The sequence below is a fragment of the Bacteroides intestinalis genome, from assembly GCF_003464595.1.
Taxonomy (GTDB): domain Bacteria; phylum Bacteroidota; class Bacteroidia; order Bacteroidales; family Bacteroidaceae; genus Bacteroides; species Bacteroides intestinalis_A.
The window spans coordinates 51,837-73,194 of sequence record NZ_QRZF01000026.1; the positions used below are offsets into that span (position 1 = coordinate 51,837).

Here is a 21,358-nt window from a genome sequence, read left to right on the forward strand (position 1 = left end):
AAATTGCTTTCCAAAAGACAAACTTATAAAATCTTATCTGGTTGACATCGCAAATGTATGCAGGTTTTTAGCTAAACAATTAACACTTTAGAGTCAAAAAATAGCACTTTCCTATCCTTTCGCCCTTTTTCATCTATTTACTTATCAATATTATCTATTATTTTAAAAACTCTATTCTATCCTTTTTAGCTTTTTTCTCTCATAATTCGTTATATCCAGAATTTCAGCACATTAAATCCATTCAATTCATAAAATATCTGGCTTAATTTCTATAGATTTGCGTAACAAAAAAACTTATATCTATGAAGTACATCACATTTATACTGCTGTTCTCAGTACTTTATCTTGAGAATGCTGTTTCGCAACAGACCACTTACTACTTCAAGCATTATAACATTAATTCTAAGTTATCTCAAAATACGATTATGAGTATTTTTCAGGATAGCAAAGGTTTTATCTGGCTGGGAACTAAGAACGGATTAAACCGGTTCGACGGGTATGACTTCAAAATCTACCAGAGAGGCAGTTCGCCCAAAGATCTAAAGAACAGTATGATCTACTCCATTGCCGAAGACTCGGATCAGACTCTTTGGATTGCTACTGACAAAGGAATCTTCCTTTATAATCCCTTCACTGAGAATTTCTCCGGTTTCAAGGTCAAAACGGAAAATCAGGAAGGAATAGAAGGCAGTGTCAGTAAAATCATTATCGATAAAGAAAACAACAGGGCATGGATTCTGGCAGGACCGGATTTATTCCTCTATCAGATAAAAGAAAACAAACTATACAGGATAAGTGATAAGTTCAGAACACATCATGCGCATAATCCCTCTGCACTATACATCAACAATGAGGGACTGGCATATATCGGTTTCCCAAGAACCGGCGTTTTCAGCTATAATGCCGAAACAGAGAAGATTACCTTTATTCATAAAAATAATAATACCCCGACTGTCATCAGTGATTACAAGAATGACTCTATCCTTTTAGGTACCATGAACAACGGTCTTTATGTTATAGATAAAACGACAGGTATCTCAAGAAAAGTAGATGTCAACGAAAACATCGATCCGAAGATCATAGATTCGAACCTTTTTGTAAGGGACATTAAACAGATAACCGAATCAGAATACTGGATTGGTACGGAAAGCGGTATATACATCCTGAAAGGTGACATAACACAGCACATCGCCCATGAAGAATTTAACGACCAGTCACTTTCGGACAATGCCATATATTCTATTTTCAAGGATAGAGAAGGCGGAATATGGATAGGCAGCTATTTCGGCGGCATAGATTATATTCCACCGCATTATTCTTATTTTGAGAATTTCTATCCCATAGCGTATAAAAATTCTGTTAGTGGCAATCGGGTCAGGGAGTTTGTCAGCGATGAACACGGTAATTTATGGATAGCGACAGAGGATAATGGATTGAACTATTATGACGTAAGTAACGGTACTTTCACTCACATATCTCCCCAAAGCAAACCATTGAGCATTTCTTTCACAAATATTCAATGCCTGAATCTGTCACAGGATAAACTATGGATCGGTACTTTCAGTAAAGGAATCGATGTATTGGACTTGAAAACCAAACAACACAAACACTACGAAAAAAGCGACCAACCCAATTCTATTGACAATAATGATATATTTGCCATCTATACTGATAAGAGGAATACAGTATGGATATGCTCAAGTAGTGGCATATACACTTATATACCAGAGATTGACGGTTTTAAGATATTTGAAGGAATCAGAGGAACATTTATCAGCGATATATTAGAGGACAAGAACGGACACATCTGGTTTACGACTTACAACAGAGGAGCAATCAGATATAATCCTAAAGACGGAAAGATTAAAGAATTCCGATACGATGAAGAGAATCCATACAGTCTCTGTTACGACCGTGTCACTTGCATCTTCGAGGACAGCAAACAACATTTGTGGTTTGGTTCTGAGGATGGCGGCTTCTGCCGATACGATGATACCACCGAAAGCTTTACCCGCGTTACAACTCAACATGGACTACCCAGCAACGTTATTTATACGATTCTGGAGGATGACAATCATCACCTCTGGCTAAGTACCAATAACGGATTGGTAGATTTTAATCCGCAAACAATGACAGTAGAAGCCCTCTATAACCTGACCAATGGACTACAAAGCAAACAGTTTAACTATAACTCAGGAATCAAAACCCAGGATGGTACACTCTATTTTGGAAGTATAAACGGATTCGTTGCATTCAACCCCAAAAATTTCCGGCCTAACAAGAATAAATATTCTGTTGTCCTGACCGGTTTTTATGTTTTCAATAAGGAAGTCAAAGTGGATAGTATTCACAGAATTATGGATAAAGCAATGCCCTACGCAAAAGCTATCCGACTTAACTATGACCAAGCCACTTTCAGCTTCAGTTTCTCCTCATTAAACTATTCGACCGAAAGGAACGAAAAATACGCTTATAAACTGGAAGGAGTTGATCCTAAATGGATTTATATAGATAACATTAGCCGGATATCCTACAACAGTATACCACCGGGCAATTATACTTTCCGTATCAAATATTCCAAGGACGGCCATCAATGGAACAAAGAAGAAACTCAAATCAAGATTAACATAATCCCTCCATTATGGCAAACATCTTGGGCTTATGCATTATATATCTTCATTATAAGCTGTATCCTTTTCGTCATTCTGCGATTGTATACCAATAGAAAGAAGAAGCAGGTAGAAGAAAAGATGGCACACCAGGAACAAATGAGAAAAGAAGAAATTTATAAGGCAAAGATAGACTTCTTTACGAACATCGCACATGAGATACGTACGCCGATTACGCTGATAAAGGCACCACTCGACTATATTTTGAACTCCCGACTTAACGAGCAGGAAGTAAAAGAGAACTTGACAACGATGGAAAGAAATACAGACCGACTATTGGTTTTGGTTAACCAATTGCTCGATTTCCGGAAAATCGAATCAAAAGTATTCACTTTATCACTAAAAGTGAAAAACATAAATAGCATAGTGATTAATACCTATAATCGCTTTATGCCGGCTGCCAGACAAAGGCATCTGGACATGACGTTAGAGTGTCCCGAACAGAACATTGTTGCCTCTGTCGATGAAGAGGCTATCACAAAAGTGTGCAGTAACCTCTTTAATAATGCCATCAAATATTCTGCCTCCTACATCAAAGTCATACTCTCGGTCGATGAAGAAACAAGCAGTTTCCGGATAACAGTGAAAAACGATGGAAAACCGATTCCGGAAGACATGAGAGAAAGCATTTTTGAAGCCTTCTTCCAGATAAGAGATGCCAGTCAACCTGCACAACCGGGTTCTGGAATCGGGCTCACACTGGCTACTTCACTGGTGCAACTACACAATGGAATGCTATACCTTGACGCAGAGGCAGAAGATACTTCATTCGTGGTACAAATACCCACTAACATTTCTACCGATACACAGATCATCGACACCACCCCATCGATAGAAGAGAATATCAAAGCAGAAGATGATGAATTATTTCTGATGTCAAAGACCTCATCCACTACTAAAGGAACCGTACTCATTGTGGAGGACAATGAAGAATTACAAATATTCCTTACTAACCAATTGAGCAAATATTACCAGGTATTCAAAGCGGGAAATGGAATAGAAGCTTTGGAAATATTGAAGACTGAAATCATCAGCCTCATCATTTCAGACGTCATGATGCCCCTGATGGATGGTTTGGAATTTTGCAAGATAATTAAAACAAATCTGGAAACATGCCACATACCATTTATCATGCTAACGGCCAAAACAACTTTGGACAATAAGATTGAAGGATTGAAAATCGGAGCCGATGCCTATATCGAGAAACCGTTTGCCATGCCATACCTATTGGTACAAATAGAAAACTTACTGGAAAGTAGAATAAGGCTCAGACAGAATTTTGCCAATAGCCCCTACATTGCTACCAGCACCATGGCACAGAACAAAGCCGATGAAGATTTCCTAAATAAAATGACGGACATCATCAAACAGAATATAGAAAATGAGAATTTCAATGTAGATAACTTGGCTGAAGAAATGTGCATGAGCCGCACCAGCCTGCATAGAAAAGTCAAAGGAATGACAGATATGACTCCCGGTGACTTTATACGTATAATACGATTGAAAAGAGCAGCAGAATTATTAGCAGAAGGCAATTATCAGGTCAGCGAAATATGTATGCTTATAGGGATCCGTTCTCTATCTTACTTCTCTAAAATTTTCCAAAAACAATTCGGAATATTACCAAAGGATTTCATAAAAAGTCGTGGAGCCCTCCCGCCACAATAAAAGTGAAAGAAAGCCCACTATTTATAAACTTAAATATTGAGCGAGCTTGTCATAGCTTATGTCTAAGTATGGTTCTATTTAAGCTTTTTAGACAGCTCGTCCAATATTTTTCGTTTAAAAGGAACTTAATGAGCTATTATCACTTCATCTTGAAGATGAAGTCACACGAACATGCATCTCCACTTCTTTGAGGTTAGGATTTACCTCCTCGTAGGGTGCCATATCAATGACAGGTGAGCCATCGAAACGGAAGTGAACGGGGCACACACTGGTATGGCGTGGCCGATGACCACTGTGATAGACATTATACAAATCCCCGTACTCATCCTTAACAAATGAATTGTGTCCAGGTCCAACCTGAGAAACCGGTGAACCGTTGTTCATCCAGGAACGTGGCGAATTGCTCCAAGATGCCGGATCCAGCAGGTTGCTACCTTTGCGGGCTGTGAGCATACCTACCTCATAATTGCCTCCGGTAACACCTCCACCGGAATATACCATATAAATAGTGTCGTCTTTACTTTCCAGTACAAAAGGACCTTCGGCAAGCTGCAAGGGCCTAATACAGAACGACCAACTATAGGCTTCCGAACCAATGACAAATGGAGCGCTTGTCAACTTCCAGGGTTCTTTCGGATCAACTGTGGCAATGCATAGTACAGGTCCTGGATCTACATCTTTTCCTTTTACGAAAAACTTCTTCCGGTCTGACCAGCAAACATAAGACTTTCCACCATCCTCAAAATAAGTCATATCCAACGATAACCCGCCTGTGTTTCCATCATTATAGATAGGGTTTCCATCAGATTTCACCACGCGGATAGGAGCGCTCCAGTCTTCCGGTTTCATCGGGTTACCGTTTTCTTTCAGCTGCATCATATAAGCCTGAACACCTTTGTCTCCTTTGATGATAGCAAACAACATATAAAGACGAGAGCCGATGACATGCAGTTCCGGTGCCCAGTGAGGTCCTTCCCCTTGGATCAGCACAGTTTCTTGCCAACGGTGGTTGGCATCCGTCAGACCGTCTAAAGTGTCCGAGCAGCGGATAGGGATACGGTTCCACTCTACATCGTAAGTAGACACCAGGTAATATTTACCTTGATAGTACAGGATATTTGGGTCGGCACGATTCGACATCGATATCGGATAGTTGAATGAATATTGGAATATCTTTCCACGGATAGTATAGACGCCGGGAGTTGCCGAAGCAAGACATTTCAAGTCCTCTTCATTCCATATCACCCGTTTCTCCGCCCGGCTTCCGTCATTATAGAGCAAGATTGCCCGCTTTTTCCGAATATCAGAAACAATGGAAGGAGAAGCCGGAACGGACATTTCCAGCGGTAAGACATCTACATTGGCAATCCTTCCCAGTTTGTTTTTCAGATATTTGCCTTCTTCTGCAGTGAGTACAAGTGAATTACCGAAACAGGCGTTACGAAAGTTGTACCAATCACCAGTAATTTTTTCCTGCACTCCATCCAGCTGGGAAGCCACTTTTACCGGAGAGAAATGGAGAAAGTCTGCTGTATGACTTTGAAAGACTTTCCCCTTTATCATCCAACGTATGCGATATTTTCCCACTGCCTCATCAAATTCACAGGAAATCGCCTCTAATGCCTCGCTGACTGGCAAGTGACACAATTGCTCCGGTTCGTAATGTACCAGGTCCCGACTCTTGATAAAGAGGAAAGAACCGGTAGCTGAAGGATCAGACATACCGTTTTTATCGGTACGGAGTGCTAACACACCAAATCCTCCCTCTGCCATTCGGAACAAATAGGGAGCCTTAAGGGTCTTCATCACCCCTGGTATCTTCTGTTCCTCCGAAAGTCCGGGTTCATTATCTACCTTACGAAGAGCCATAACACAGGCATCGTTGTTCAATGCCACGTAATGCTGCCCATCCTCACTGTAGCCCAAATGAAGTGCGTTGCCCAACTTTGGAGGTATCTCCGTACGTGTATAGCAGACCACCCTGGGTGTTTCTTTGACGTTTACCCGCTCACCTTTTTCTTGCGCCACCATTCCTTCCGAAAGAGCAATGGAAAGAAACAGGAAAGATGAAATAAAATACAGTTTTTTCATACGTAAATAATTTGTGCTCTCTATTTATAGAGAACTCATTTAAACATTAATAAATTGATTTCAGACACCTTCCCGGCTCCTTTACATACCTATCCTATTACCATTCAATAGCCTGGTCTTCATCCGGAATCTGAGTATTGATTCTACGTTCAAGTGTCAAACTACCTTTTACCTTATATGGGATCTCCACTCCAGGTGCAGAAGTATAGTCCACAAAATCATATTCAAGGTCAAATGTCACGTAGCGATGCAGCAAGTAAGGTTTTTCATCATCCATCTTTTCTGTAATAGAATAGAAAAATGCTTCCTTGGCTGGTGTAAACTTAATCTTTTCATTATCCGCATGTAACTTCAAACTTTTATCATTGCCTGTTCCAAATTCAAAGTATACTTTATAGGCCGCACGGTCAATCAAGTCTTCTTCTACCAGTCCGGCATAGAAGAATACTGTATTATCATCTACTACATAAGCTGTACGATTACTTTTCACCATAGCGTCTTTATTGTCATAAGTCCCATCAGCTTTCTTGATGAATACCTGCATCGTAGTAGTACTGTAATTACCGGAATAATCATTAAAAGGCAATACCCTTAATAATGCCTTAGCAAAATTCTTACGAGGGTTTTTAACATAATTGTATGATGGATCATCCACAATCGTCAACGGTAATACCCACTTGTTTACCAAGTCAATACCACCCAGTGAAAAATCGACATCAGTAGTAATGGTATTCACGCCCTTAGGAATATTCACTACTGCCGGGAAACTATAGCTACTTTTCTGTAACTCCTTAAAATAAAGATCTTCACGTCCGAAACGTGCATCATTCAATATCTTCAATGTATCTGAATCAACTGCAATATGGACTTCGCGGTTAGCTACATTATCCGTATTACCACTGACAATTATCGGCAATTTATAAGTTACCTTACCGTCCTCTTTGTATCTGACATAAATATCAGTTACTCCGTTAGCACCTATAGGCGCTTTAAATGAAATATATTGTTGATACAGTTCGTCTGTCCACTCGTCATTGCAAGAAGTTCCCAACAAAACAGCAGCAAGTATCACAATACAAATATATATTTTCTTCATAATGTATCTCTGATTTAAAAATTTATTCATTATATGTCCAGCCAGGATTCTGTACCAGCTTCTTATTACGCTTCAACTCTTGATGGCTGATAGGCCAGAAGTACATTTTGCGTGAGAAGTTGGTAGGTAATGAAGCTACCTCTACCGGTATATGGAACAATTCTCTTTGATCGACAGTCAACAGTGTGTTACAACCATAAATAGGCAGTGACTCTTCCACCTCCGCATCTTTCCAACGGCGCAAGTCGTAATAGCGTTGTCCCTCCCCCATTAATTCAATCTGGCGCTCACGCTTGATATTGGCCCGCATTGCATCTTTGCTTCCGTAATCCTTGAAATCGGGAAGTCCTGCACGACAACGAACCGGACGAGTACCTCTCTTCATTTCATCAATATCGCGTTTTATAGCATAGCTCTTAGCGCCATCCCAAGAGGGTATATTATAAGTTCCGTCCACTTCATTCAAAGCCTCGGCATACATCAACAGAATGTCTGCATAACGAATTGCCGGATCCACCTTCTTCTGTATATATTGTGTAACTAATGGGTCATTCCCCCAATGGCAATCATTAGGATGGACAAACTTCTTCACACCAATACCTGTGCGTAGCCAATAAGATGTATTAGTATAGCCATTACCGGAACCACGATAATAGAATACTTGCAAATTCTTTTCATGTTGCTGAGATCTGTTCAGGAAGTACCAGGTAGAACCGTTGAAAGCAACCGATGCATAAAAACGGGGCTCACGTTGCACATACTGTTTAGAAACTCCTTCTTCATGCACATCCAGCTCGGGATATTTCTTTTGTGTTTCCTCTTCCCAAGTTACAAAACCTTCCGCACGCTTACTGCCATTTCCGCGGCCTATCTCCATATCTTTTCCCGGACAATCTGTACCATTGTTCATATAGTAAGCATCACATTGTTTCTGCGTAATACCATGTGTATTGAATCCATTACCAAGAGGTGGCAACTGATATAATACCATCTGCGATACGCTTTCTTCTTTGAGGTTTTGCCCACGGGTAAAAATCAATTCCGGATTATCGGAAGCAGCCAGCGAACCATTGAAAATGGCACGATAGGATTCAAACGGATCGATATCTTTCCAACCATTCGGCCACAGGTTATTAGAGAAGTCACCATCATCCGGTGGAGTAATCGTTGCAGGAAAGCCTGACATTGCACTTTCCGGTCGACGTACTCCTGCATGATACAAATCATATTGCCCCAATTCTATCACATCGCGGGCAGCTGCTGCAGCAATAGCCCACTTCTTATCATCATATTCCTGCGCAATCAGATGTTTGCCATCCCAATTCACCATATCAGCAAACTTTTCCTGATCACCCGGACGCGGATTGTTGATGGGACTGGCGGCGTATAGCAATGCCTTGGCACGAGTGGCCAGTGCTGCGCCACGTGTTGGGCGTGCAATATACAAGGCACTTCGTGATAACGGAAGATCCTTAGCCGCCAACAGCATTTCATTACTAATATACTCTACGCATTCATCATACGAATTACGGGGAATCCCCAGCTCATCATATTCTTTCGTATAATCAATTCCTTCATCCGGAAGCAATGGTACAGGACCATATTTACGTAACAGCAACCAGTAGAAATAAGATCGTACAAAGCGAGCCTGAGCTTTATAATCAGCACGTTCTTCAGGTGTCATCTGTTCATTCATATCAATATTCAGAATAAAGATAGAGGCTTGGCGGATACCTTTATAAGCATCAATCCAACTACCTTGCAGGAAATTCTCATCATAGTCACCGTTCTTCAATCGCTTGTAACGGTCGTCGGTATCGCCATAATACATGTCATCTGCAAAACAAAACGGATTATATTTCTTACTGGACACATCAGTATTATTGATAGTCAGATAATAGTATGCATTTGCCAGCCACTGCTCCGAATAGTCTCTGTCCGTAAAGACTTCTTCTATGGTCATTCGGTCTTTAAAATAATGGTCAGCATCCAAAGTATCCGCACAAGAGACCAATATAAAGGTCAAGACGCAAACGGCGGACATTAAAGTATATTTCTTTTTCATATATACGATTTTAATTTATAAGTTAACAGATAATCCTAAGGAGAATGCTTTAGTCAAGGGATATTGCGTACCGGTTGAACTGACTAATTCCGGATCCCACCATTTGAATTTTGAGAAAGTCAACAAGTTAGTACCTCGAAAATAAATACGAATATTGTTGAAGTGAATCTTATTAACAATCTCTTTGGGCAAAGTATAACCGAGTTCTACCGTTTTCAGACGCAAATAAGAACCATCACGCAGCCAAAATGTAGAATGACGGTAGTTATTCTCATTTCCATCAAAGCTCAAACGAGGATAAGAAGCATTCGGGTTTTCAGTCGCCGGATCACCTGAAATATCAGCAGAGATCCAACGATCAGAAGAAGCTACCTGAGAGAGAATATTACCCCATTCACCTTGGCTAAAAGCATACACTGTAGCGCCTTCTACGAAGAATGAGGACTTGCCTGTACCCTGGAAATGTACATTCACATCCAAACCTTTCCAGTTAGCAGCAATACCGAAACCATACATTAGGTTAGGACGGGTAGTCGCACCAATAGGTACTTCATCATTCGCATCAATGATACCGTCACCATTAACGTCCTTGTACTTGATGTCACCCGGTTGCACTGTTCCGAATGTCTGTGTCGGACTGTTACGAATATCATCATAATCCTTGAACAAGCCCAAAGACACCAGACCTCTTGCCTGATTCACACGATATCCCTTCTCCATTTTATATGGATAAACATGATATTCTTCATCCTTCTCCTGAATTGTATTCTTACTGTATGTAAAGTTACCACGAACAGTAAAGAAGACTTTATTGAATCTATGCTTGAAAGCAAAATGACCGTCAAAGCCTTCGGAAAGAACGGCACCTACGTTGGCATGAGGCCATGCAGTGATTCCTGCCATGTAAGGTAAGAATTTACGTTCCAACCATATCCCATCACGTTGCTCGTGGAAGTAGTCAATACTGGCTGTGAACTTATCGTTGAACAATGCCATATCTACTCCCAAGTCATGCTTGGTAGCAATTTCCCAGGTTGCATCATTAGAAGCCAATACTGTGTAGAGTTTACTGGTATATGCTTTGTCATAATTAAAATCTGCCCATTGATATCCTTCTTTGGAATCACCAATAGTATAAAGATACGGAAAACGGAATTCATTATTACCGATCTTCAGGACATCATTTCCCACCTTACCATAAGAATAACGTACTTTGAACATACTCAACCAAGGTAGATTCTTCTTGATAATAGACTCTTCAGCAATATTCCACGCAACAGACGCAGCTGGAAAGAAACCAAAGCGATGTCCGTCAGCGAAATTTTCCGATCCATTATAACCGAAGTTGAAATCAACGAAGTAGCGATAGTTCCAGTTATAGTTAACACGTCCGGATAGTCCCAAATGCCGACGGGCAATACCATTCTTCAAATCGTCTCCAACATTCACAGTAAATACTCTTGAATCCTGATTCAGTTTCACGATTCCACCCACATGATGCCCCTTGAATGTACGGTCGTAATGCAATTCAGCCTCAAAAACTTCTTTACGGTTACCTTCCGCACTACTTTTTTGGAACATGGGTGATTCCGGAGAAATACGATCGAATACCAGATTACCATTGTCATCACGTCTGCGTTGTACTCTCCACTGTTCCGGCCACTTTATGCGTTCGATATTATTCTTATTCCAAGTATCAAAACCAAAACGAGCTACAAATCTTAAACCTTTCGTAAGGAAATCCAGATTCTGCTCCAGTGTAATATTGGTCTGAATGGTATTTTCCCAAAATTCTTTATAACCGGTCTGTGTAGCAAGTACCCATGGATTCGCCTGAATACCGGTTCCATAAGCAGGAACATAGCCATTGGAATACATCACAGGAATATTAATAGGACTCTGATACATTAAAGACTGCCATGCATCACTCGAGAAACCTGATTCATTATACTTCTTCAAAGAACCGGATACACCGACTTTTAGCAAAGTCTTGCGGGTTATATCAATATCCGTATTCAAACGGTAGTTCCATGTATTGGCGTTACAGTTGGTATCATACTCTTTCTTCAAAGTATCATCTGTCTTGAACATACCACCTTCCTGTACATAACTCATAGAAATAAAGTAGCGTGCAGTAGAACCACCACCATTCATATTCAGGTTAGCACGATAAGTCATAGCACCGTCTTTCATTAAGACATTCATCCAATCCACATTAGGATATAAGTCAGGATCGAGCCCTAAGCGCAAGATTTCCAACTCCGTATTATCATAAATAGGTTGCAAATTACGAGTAGTACGAGCTTCATTCATCATATTCGCATACGTATATCCATCGGCAAAACTCGGAGTGAGTGTGCGGGCATTGTAAGAGGTCTCTACCTTTGCATCGATATTAATCTTACCGCCCTTACCATGTTTGGTGGTTATTAATACAACACCGTTTGCACCACGGCTACCATAAATAGCGGTTGCTGAAGCATCTTTCAATACTGAAAACGTTTCTATATCTTCAATGTTGACGTCATCCATATCGCGCTCAAAACCATCGACCAATACCAAAGCGGAAGTACTGGCACCAAACGTAGAGATACCACGAATCCAGAATTCGGATGTATTCTTACCCGGCTGTCCGGTAGTCTGCATTGCCATTACACCGGCCACATTACCTGCTAATGCATTTGTCAGGTTACCGGTAGACGTCTGCTGTAATGACTGTACATTCACTGTAGTGATGGCACCGGTTACAGTCAACTTCTTTTGTGCACCTGTACCTGTAATAACAACTTCATCCAGAACGTTGTCCGACGCTTCTTTCATCACCACATTGGCTACATTCTGCTCTTTAATCAAGACTTCTTCTTTATCAAAACCTATATAAGAGAAAACCAATCGGTGGTAAGGTTCCACTTTGATTTTATATCTACCATTTACACCAGTAATTGTACCCAAGCCAGGCATATCTTTTACGGCTACGTTCACGCCAATCAGTGGCTCCTTATTTGAGTCCGTTACTATACCTGTCACTTCTATAGTATTCTGCGCATAGATCCCTATCGAGAAAACAAATAGTAGGGCTATCGTTATTATAAAGTTTTTCATATTATCTACATTAATCTGAACAAAATTATTTTCCTTCCTCCGGTTCTTCTTCCAAATCTTCCAAAGCGATCTTACGCAGAAGATTGTTTCCGGTCTCTCCAATATAGAAAACATCATTTTTCTCATCGTAAGCCAATGAAACCGGTTTATTGAAACGGGCATCCGCACGGATAGCTCCATTGATATATCCTTCCGGTTTTCCATCTACACTCGTACTACCACGCCCAGCAAAAGTGGTTACAATACCTTCCGGAGTCAAAACACGGATTGCATGGTTATCTCTATCGCAGAAATAGAAGTCATATTGATCTTCTTTACCTTCAGCTACATAAGTCTGATTTTTCACAAATATTCCCTGATAGGGAGAGGACAAACGGGCACTCGCACCTACTCCGTCCAGCCAACCAGCTTGCGAAACTCCACCACAAATCAAATAAGGTGTACCGAAGGTTTTTGACTCCCAATTATAATTCATACGCATGATATAGTGTTGGTTCTTCACAACCAGATAAGCATAATTGCCACTTGGATGCATCGTAATATTGAACTCCCAGTTACTATCTTGAATCGTACAAATAAACTCACGGTTCAAAGTGGAGGCCTCTACACCTGCTCCATAGGTAAGAAAATCATAACGATATAAATTTCCCCGGCTGAAGTTATTGTAATACAACTCCTGATTAACAGGATGCAATGCAGCTCCGTTACATTGTTTACCGATGGCTAATACCTGCACATCTTTTTGGAAATTGTTTTCACGGGTAACAAAAACAGTACTTGCAAAATTCTCGTCCCTGTCATTCGGACCACCACCATCATTGGCTATAACCATCGTATCGCCTTTGGCAGTCCATGCAATCGTACGCATACGCGTAAGAGTGGTACCGGTATTAGTCAAACCCGTACTGATTCTCTTATTCTCCAAATCAATAATGCGCATCGGTTGTCCATCTTGTGCCAGATACAATATCTTATTATCACTGTTAGGATCAAAAGAAAGCCAGGTAGGATTCAGTAATCCATGATTCTTCTCAAAGGACTCAGCAAAAGTTCCATCAGCGACATCATAATTTCCACGCTCATCCTTATGACCATAGACAGTAGTCACTACTTTCTGTCGTTCATAAACAAATTTCTCTTTAGCAGAAGCTTTTGACTCTCGTACTGATACTTCCACTGTACCTTCATAGCATTTATTAGGCGTCACACAGTAAATGCTCGTTCCTTTAGCGCTGATAACAAGCGCATCTTTCCCACCTACTTTTACAGAAATAAGTTTGGGGTCTGTACCAAAATTACTACCATAAATAATCATTTGCATCTGTCCACCACCTTTTTTAGGAGTGAAATCCCTAATTTCTATCGGCTTACTTGCGTCATAAGGAGCAGTTGTCCCATCGTCCTCATTAGAACTACAAGAGCAGAAAATCAAGGACAGCAGCAAAAACAATTGCACAATGTTTTTCTTTTTTCTAACTTGTCTCATTTTTTAAAGATTTAAAGTTTCACATAAATTTGAATTATAGTTAATCAACCAGATAATTCTTATTTCAAATTATTTTTTAAGATGGCTCAGCATAGTAATTAACAAGCAATATTATCAAGCAGAAATACACTCTTGAAAACGGTCAACCGCTATAAATCTATAGCCTTGTTTTCGTTAGTTCAGACGCAAAAATAGGAGATGCACCATAGCATCTGATAATATTATTCGACCAGATATTAGCATTTATCACCCAAAATTGAGATTCATATATCAGATAGAAGAATAATGTTATTTTCTGGCAAATTACTCGCAAAAGGATGCCATTCCAATAGGATTAAAACGTAGCAGACACCATATTTTTGCCGACAACGTCATTATAAATCCTATCATATTGACACCAATATAGGATTCGGATAAAGTATTGATATATTGCAGTATTTTGAAAGAATATAAAAATCCGGATATTGATAAGTTATGCTAATCACTTGGGGACCAGCGAAAAGTATCAGAAAAAAGGAAGTAACAGTACGCTTACTGGTAATTAAAATGCCATAAATACACACATCTATTTTTTCATTTGATCTTTTACATCGACACACAAAAGATAAAACGGGTTCCTTGGGTATATTCTTTATCTATAATCAGAAAACCGCCCAATCTTTCTGCAACGATACGGCAAATAGATAAACCTAGTCCCGCTCCCTGACTAAAGTTATCCAGCTTAACGAAACGTTCAAACACATGTTCTTGCTCGTCAATGGGAATACCTATTCCGGTATCCGTAACCGTAAAAATCAATTGATTCGTTTCTTTCCTTGTCTCATAAGCCAATGTGACAGAACCTTCATGCGTGAATTTCGATGCATTGCTCAGCAGGTTATCAAGTACCTGCACTATATAGTTATAATTACTATTTATGATCAGTTCATCACAGGTCGGTTTAAAAATAAGTTTTATATCCGGAGAAAACAAAGCTCCTGCCACATCTATTGAGGCTTGGCAACAAGCATTGACATCAACCGCATTGTGCTTAATTTCAACCTCACTATCAAGGATTGAGATATCAAGAATATCACCTACCAGCTTTAACAGCAACTTACTGTTACTTTCTATCAAGGCTACATATTGCCCGATGTCTTCTTTATCATCGAGCATGTCAACCAATACTCCGGAGAATCCGACAATGGAATTCAGAGGAGTACGAATTTCATGGGACATATTCTGAATAAACATTGTTTTCAGCCAATTACTCTGCTCTGCAGCCTCTTTGGCCTTATGCAGTTCTTCCTTGGCTTCAATCAATATACGATTCTTTTCATCCAGCTTATCCCTTGATCTTTCTAATTTGGTATTGAGTTTTTTCTGTTGCCACAAGAAAACAACAACGATACATAAAATTCCTATAACAGAGAAAAGAATGATGCGGGTATTTTGAAGTTGCTTTTCTTGAGAAATCTTTTCCAACCGTCCCTTTTCAGCAGTAAGTTGTTGCAGATTCAGCATAGTAGCAAATTCACCGGTAGCAACCTCTTCGTTCCTTTCTTTCTCCTTCTTTTGTTCCAAGAGAAAATCACGATATAATCTGGCAGCCTCTTCTTTACGGTTCATATCCCAAAGAATATCCGCTTTCGTTTTTCTCAGCTGCATCAAAGTGGCTAAATTATTTTTCTTCTTTAATTCAGTTTCCCGCTCATCCAATACACTAAGAGCTTTCTGGTAATTACCGACTTTCCAGTTATAATCAATTTCCACATCATACAAATAGTGTATATGGCGTTTCAGTGAAGGCTCATTCGCATACATTTGCCTACACTTCTCCAATGCCTGACGGGCAGCCACCGTATCACCCTGCGCAAGATAAAGTGATACATAAACCAAGTTTACCGTCACTTCATGATAAGGAGACTTGACTGCCTTAAGTGCTTTTTTAAGTAGTTCGGGAGCTTTTTCTTCTTCACCCAGATCAATGTATATTTTTGCGGCATCACTATACTGAAAGGATATATTATATCTTACAACATCGGTATTCTCAAAAATGTCTATCTCCTTAAGCATAAACTCCTGAGATTTTTTCATTAAACCTTTCGCTGAATAAACATTGGCTAACGCATAATAACATTCAGCAATACTTTCTTGCTTTCCCTCCTCTTTTGCCTCCTGCAACATCTTCTCAGCTTCGAGAAGAGCAATATTATATTCTCCCTGTATGATATAATAATTAACCAGTCTGGCAGCCCATGCCCAGTAGTAAAGTTCAGCATTCCCAACACTCCGGGCAAATTTCTTTAAGCGATTCACTCCAGCTATGACACTATCTGTACGATTCTCACCTTGACCATAATAATAATAGTCTAACTTAGCTCCCAAAGCTATTTTAGACATTACTGTATCATTGCATCTGATTGCCATATCCAGCAGTGTATCCGATGCCATCAGCACTATGGGATCAGTCGGGTCACTAAAATGCTTTTTGTAATAAGCATGCATATTTTTGATATGGGTAGAATCAACTGTTTGGGCAAAGACAGTTCCTAAAACCAATTGCAGAAAAACACAGGCAAGAATCGTTTTTTTCATCATAAGCTATTTGTCTGTTGTATATTATAGGATGATAAAGATATATTTTATACATGAAATAAAATATCAGCCTATCCTGCAAAGTATGAGAATTGACGATTTTTATCTTTTTATTGCATATAGTAAGCATTTTTTAGACATAAAAAGCGAGTTAATGGATAATGATCCGCTTTCATAGTATCTATAAGCAAGCAGCATTAAAAGAAACTCCGCTTATTATCAATAATGTACAATTGACAATAAGCGGAGTTACGATTATACCAAACGAGTAAATTATTTCAGTGTCACTCCTTTCCAGTCATCTGTACGGAAAGGTGAAGCCGGAAGCCCTGCACCATTATACAAATTACAAACCGGATTATCGGCCCATGCATAGCGAACAGCAACGGGGTATGATACTTCCGGAGAACTTACCACAATCTTATCGCCTTGTATCTCTGCTTTTGCCCAGTGGAATTTGTGATCGCGTCCGGCAATAGAAAAACCTTGCAATGTTTTTCCATCACCACTCTTTAAGCCTCCTTCAGTATGGTCAAAGGAAAGGATAATCTTATCTCCATCTACCTCATAGGAGTGGTACATAGGACCTGAATAAGGTATTTGCTCTCCGTACGTCTTGGCACGGGCTATCAATGCCAAACGATGACCAACTGCCTGTTTATCTTTGGGGTGAATATCATTTGCTTCACCTTTATCTATGATTACGGCCATACCCGTATTTGCCACAGATAATGTACGGGTTTGTGCTTCGCGAAGTTCCGCCCAATCAGAATCAACCGGCTCCGAAGATACTGGTTTAAAGTTGGCTAACTGTACAAAGTAGAATGGAAAATCCTGTTCCCAATCTTTACGCCAGTTTTCAATGACCAGCGGGAAAAGTTCACGATATTGATAAGCACGTGAAGCATTGTTTTCTCCCTGATACCAGATAGCGCCACGAATACCGTAAGGCACCAGTGGATGAATCATAGCATTATACAAAGATGTCGGTAGATTAGGATTTTCGGACATGTCTTTCGGAGGCATTCCCTCTTTACGGGCATCAGCCGCCACTTGGTATTTCCACTCTCCTGCGAGGCTAATTTGCTCTCCATTGGCAGAACGAAGATAAAGATCGTTAGGCATGCCGCAACCACCACCTGTATCTACAATACGAATAGCCAGACTGAGTGGTCCAGCTTTGACTAATTTACCAGGGACGGTATAATTGCGCTGAATAGTATAACCAGTAGTACGCCCAACTTCCTTACCATTCCAATACGTAATATCATTATCATCGATAGTACCTAAAATCATTTGAACCTTTTTACCTGCCCAGGATGCAGGTATATCAACGGTTCGGCGGAGCCAGATTAGTCCGTCAAAGCCATTAAGCCCTTGTTCCTCCACCATACCGGGGAATTTCATTTTTGACCAGTTACTATCATCCAAAGAGACTTCTGCCCGTACCGGTTTTCCGGCAGAAAAACCTTCATCCACACGATTATTCCAAGCTTCCAAAGTTTTCAGATATTCCGCTTTCATCGCAGTTTTATCAGGCATAGCACAGACTTCCTCCACTACATTGCTAAAGTCCGGCATCTCTTGCAACACTTTCCCACTTATCCAGGATTCGACATTTGTTCCTCCCCAGGAAGTATGAATCAATCCCACAGGCACATTCTGTTTTTCTGAGATTTCACGACCGAAGAAGTAAGCAGTAGCCGAGAAATTAAGAATAGTTTGTGGCGAACATACCAGCCAGCCATTATCACGGATTTTGATATCGGACTCCGGTTGTGTACTCGTCACATGTTCTACATGTAATAAACGGATATTAGGATGATCGGCCGCTGCAATCTCTTTTTTGTAATCCATAATCTTTCCCCAACCTTCCAGAGGCATTTCCATATTGGATTGTCCGGAACATATCCAGACTTCACCAATCATTACATTTTTTAATATCAGTTGCTGTCCATCGGTCAGCGTAAGTTCATAGGGGCCACCCGCCTCAGGTGTGCGGACAGAAAGTTTCCATTTACCTTCTTTGTTAGCCTGTGTCTCATACGTCTTTCCATCCCAGGAAGTTGTTACTTTTACCGTTTTCATCGGCTTAGCTTCACCCCAGACAGGAGCATCCGCTTGTTGCTGAAGTACCATATTATCTGAGAATATCGGTGGCAATACAACCTTGGCAGAGATTGCACCGGATAACATCAGCAAAGCTGCAAATAAAATACATTTGTTTCTCATATTATTTAATTATTGATTTAAACAGAGGCATTACAAACAGTCGTTTCATAATATACAACCGCTTCAATGTCAGAAAGCAAAGATAACCAGAATTTCATATTTGAAATAGCGTTATTGCCCTAATAAATGCAATAATCTTTCCATTTATCATGCTGAATGGAAAGATATTCCTACTTTTGCATAGAAATCAACGCATTATTTTATGGTTTTAAATTACATTTGGGTAGCATTCTTTGTAATTGCTTTCATTGTGGCACTCATCAAACTTCTGTTTATGGGCAACACTGAAATCTTTACGGAGCTGGTCAACTCTACATTTACTTCCTCAAAAACGGCTTTCGAAATATCTTTGGGGTTGACTGGTATTCTTTCACTCTGGCTGGGTATTATGAAGATTGGCGAGCAAAGTGGTATGATTAATGCGTTATCCCGCTGGTTAAGCCCTGTTTTCTGTCGCCTCTTCCCCGAAATACCGAAAGGACATCCTGCTATGGGTTCTATCTTTATGAACCTGTCAGCCAATATGCTGGGGCTCGATAATGCTGCTACCCCAATGGGATTGAAAGCTATGAAAGAACTGCAAGAATTGAACCCCCAAAAGGATACGGCGACTAATCCAATGGTTATGTTCCTGGTGCTCAACACTTCCGGACTGATACTAATTCCAATCAGCATTATGATGTATCGTGCACAGATGGGTGCTACACAACCTACTGATATATTTATACCAATACTGATAACATCTGCTATCTCTACTCTTGTAGGAGTAATTGCGGTTAGTATCGCACAGCGCATTAATCTTATTAATAAGCCTATCCTTATCCTCATTGGTTGTATCAGCCTTTTCTTTGCCGGATTGATTTACCTGTTTATGCGACTCGGTCGGGAAGAAATCGGCACATATTCCACATTGATTGCCAACATTATTTTATTCAGTATCATCCTGCTGTTCATTGTATGGGGATTATGGAAGAAAATAAATGTATATGACGCTTTTGTGGAAGGTGCTAAAGAAGGATTTACCACTGCTGTTCGCATCATTCCCTATTTGGTTGCATTTCTGGTGGGTATTGCCGTATTCCGAACTTCCGGTGCAATGGATATGTTAGTAAGTGGCATCGGCTATGTAGTGGGATTGTTCGGTGTAGATACCAGTTTTGTAGGTGCTTTACCAACTGCACTGATGAAATCGCTGAGTGGTAGTGGGGCCAACGGATTAATGATCGATACCATGAAAGAATATGGGGCGGACTCCTTCGTAGGGCGTATGAGCTGTGTAGCCCGTGGTGCCTCAGACACTACGTTTTATATTCTGGCAGTGTATTTCGGCAGTGTAGGTATCACCAAGACACGCAATGCTGTCACCTGCGGACTGATAGCGGACTTGGCAGGTATCCTTGCCGCCATCATCATCAGTTACATGTTCTTCTTTTGATTTTTAATTCTTAATTTTTAATTGATATGGTTTCTTATCAGACAGACGGTGTAGAAATGCCCGCCATCAAAAAAAGCAAAACAACGGAATGGATTAAGGCCGTTGCTGCAACTTATGAAAAAAGAGTCGGTGAAATCGCCTATATTTTCTGTTCCGATGAAAAGATACTTGAGGTAAATCGTCAATATCTGCAACATGACTATTACACAGATATTATTACCTTTGACTATTGTGAAGGCAATCGTCTTAGTGGAGATTTATTTATTAGCCTTGATACGGTACGCACAAATGCGGAACAGTTCGGCAGTGATTACGAAACAGAGCTACATCGCGTTATTATTCATGGCATATTGCACCTATGCGGGATTAATGATAAAGGTCCGGGAGAACGGGAAATAATGGAAGAGGCAGAAAACAAGGCACTGGTTATGCGATAAAAAGATCAAGATAGTATCCTTGTATAAGGATATAATATAAAAAGCATCTCCGTTTAATCAAAATACATTATCTGATTAAACGGAGATGCTTTTTATATTGAATCCATATTCTATTTCAATAAGAACTTCTCTGCACGTCCCGGTGAAAAGAGTTCCCACAATGAGGCAACCGTCCAACCCGGAGCAAAGATATCATTGTAATATCCCTTACCATTACGACCGTAATCCCAGTTAGTGTGTTGGACAACCTCAGGGTAATAACCGACTTTGGCAACACCACACATATGACCTTCATAAGGAAGCAGTTGACGCATGGAAGTGGAAATAACCTCAGCAAAATCAGAGAAACGAGGCTCGTTGTACTCCTTAGAAAGCCAATGTAACACATCAGCAAATTCGAAGATAAATACATCAATATGATTATTCTCAACCGAAACATTACCCCAGCCACGCGTCTTCAAACCGATATCACCCAACATCTGACCTTCGGCAAAGGGAAC

Annotated in this window: 10 protein-coding genes and 1 pseudogene; 3 read left to right on the plus strand and 8 right to left on the minus strand. The window is 40.3% G+C overall.

From position 1 onward, the window contains the following. Window positions 1-302 precede the first annotated feature (302 nt). Entirely contained in the window at window positions 303-4,337 is a 4,035-nt protein-coding gene (locus tag DWW10_RS23235; RefSeq protein ID WP_118422251.1) for a hybrid sensor histidine kinase/response regulator transcription factor, read from the plus strand. Window positions 4,338-4,481: 144 nt separating this feature from the next. Here DWW10_RS23235 and DWW10_RS23240 read toward each other — a convergent pair whose 3' ends face one another. From DWW10_RS23240 to DWW10_RS23270, 7 genes are all read right to left on the minus strand, one after another. After that, window positions 4,482-6,428: a family 43 glycosylhydrolase gene (locus DWW10_RS23240; RefSeq protein ID WP_259320528.1), complete on the minus strand. Its 1,947-nt coding sequence runs from the start codon at window positions 6,426-6,428 to the stop codon at window positions 4,482-4,484. Window positions 6,429-6,525: 97 nt separating this feature from the next. Beyond that, entirely contained in the window at window positions 6,526-7,524 is a 999-nt protein-coding gene (locus DWW10_RS23245) for a DUF4973 domain-containing protein (protein ID WP_118422272.1), read from the minus strand. A gap of 22 nt (window positions 7,525-7,546) precedes the next feature. Then, window positions 7,547-9,589, minus strand: coding sequence for a RagB/SusD family nutrient uptake outer membrane protein (locus tag DWW10_RS23250; protein WP_118422250.1), 2,043 nt, complete (start codon window positions 9,587-9,589; stop codon window positions 7,547-7,549). A gap of 15 nt (window positions 9,590-9,604) precedes the next feature. Next, a complete protein-coding gene (locus DWW10_RS23255) occupies window positions 9,605-12,691 on the minus strand; it encodes a SusC/RagA family TonB-linked outer membrane protein (RefSeq protein ID WP_118422271.1) in 3,087 nt (1,028 codons plus the stop codon). Between the two features lie 25 nt (window positions 12,692-12,716). Further along, window positions 12,717-14,177 (minus strand): IPT/TIG domain-containing protein, encoded by a 1,461-nt coding sequence (locus DWW10_RS23260; protein ID WP_118422249.1) that lies wholly within the window; start codon window positions 14,175-14,177, stop codon window positions 12,717-12,719. A gap of 585 nt (window positions 14,178-14,762) precedes the next feature. Beyond that, entirely contained in the window at window positions 14,763-16,757 is a 1,995-nt protein-coding gene (locus tag DWW10_RS23265) for a tetratricopeptide repeat-containing sensor histidine kinase (protein WP_118422248.1), read from the minus strand. Between the two features lie 270 nt (window positions 16,758-17,027). Further along, a complete protein-coding gene (locus tag DWW10_RS23270) occupies window positions 17,028-18,986 on the minus strand; it encodes a sialate O-acetylesterase (RefSeq protein ID WP_118422247.1) in 1,959 nt (652 codons plus the stop codon). Window positions 18,987-19,188: 202 nt separating this feature from the next. Between DWW10_RS23270 and DWW10_RS23275 the strand changes: the two genes are divergently transcribed. Together DWW10_RS23275 and ybeY are read left to right on the plus strand one after the other, a co-directional pair. Next, complete coding sequence (locus DWW10_RS23275) at window positions 19,189-20,421, plus strand: nucleoside recognition domain-containing protein (protein WP_022392382.1); 1,233 nt, start codon at window positions 19,189-19,191, stop codon at window positions 20,419-20,421. A 26-nt stretch (window positions 20,422-20,447) separates the two neighbouring features. Beyond that, window positions 20,448-20,858: an rRNA maturation RNase YbeY gene (gene ybeY, locus DWW10_RS23280; RefSeq protein WP_022392381.1), complete on the plus strand. Its 411-nt coding sequence runs from the start codon at window positions 20,448-20,450 to the stop codon at window positions 20,856-20,858. A 110-nt stretch (window positions 20,859-20,968) separates the two neighbouring features. On the opposite strand, the pseudogene DWW10_RS23285 reads toward ybeY, so the two are convergent. After that, a pseudogene (locus DWW10_RS23285) lies at window positions 20,969-21,358 on the minus strand (hypothetical protein); the annotation flags it as partial.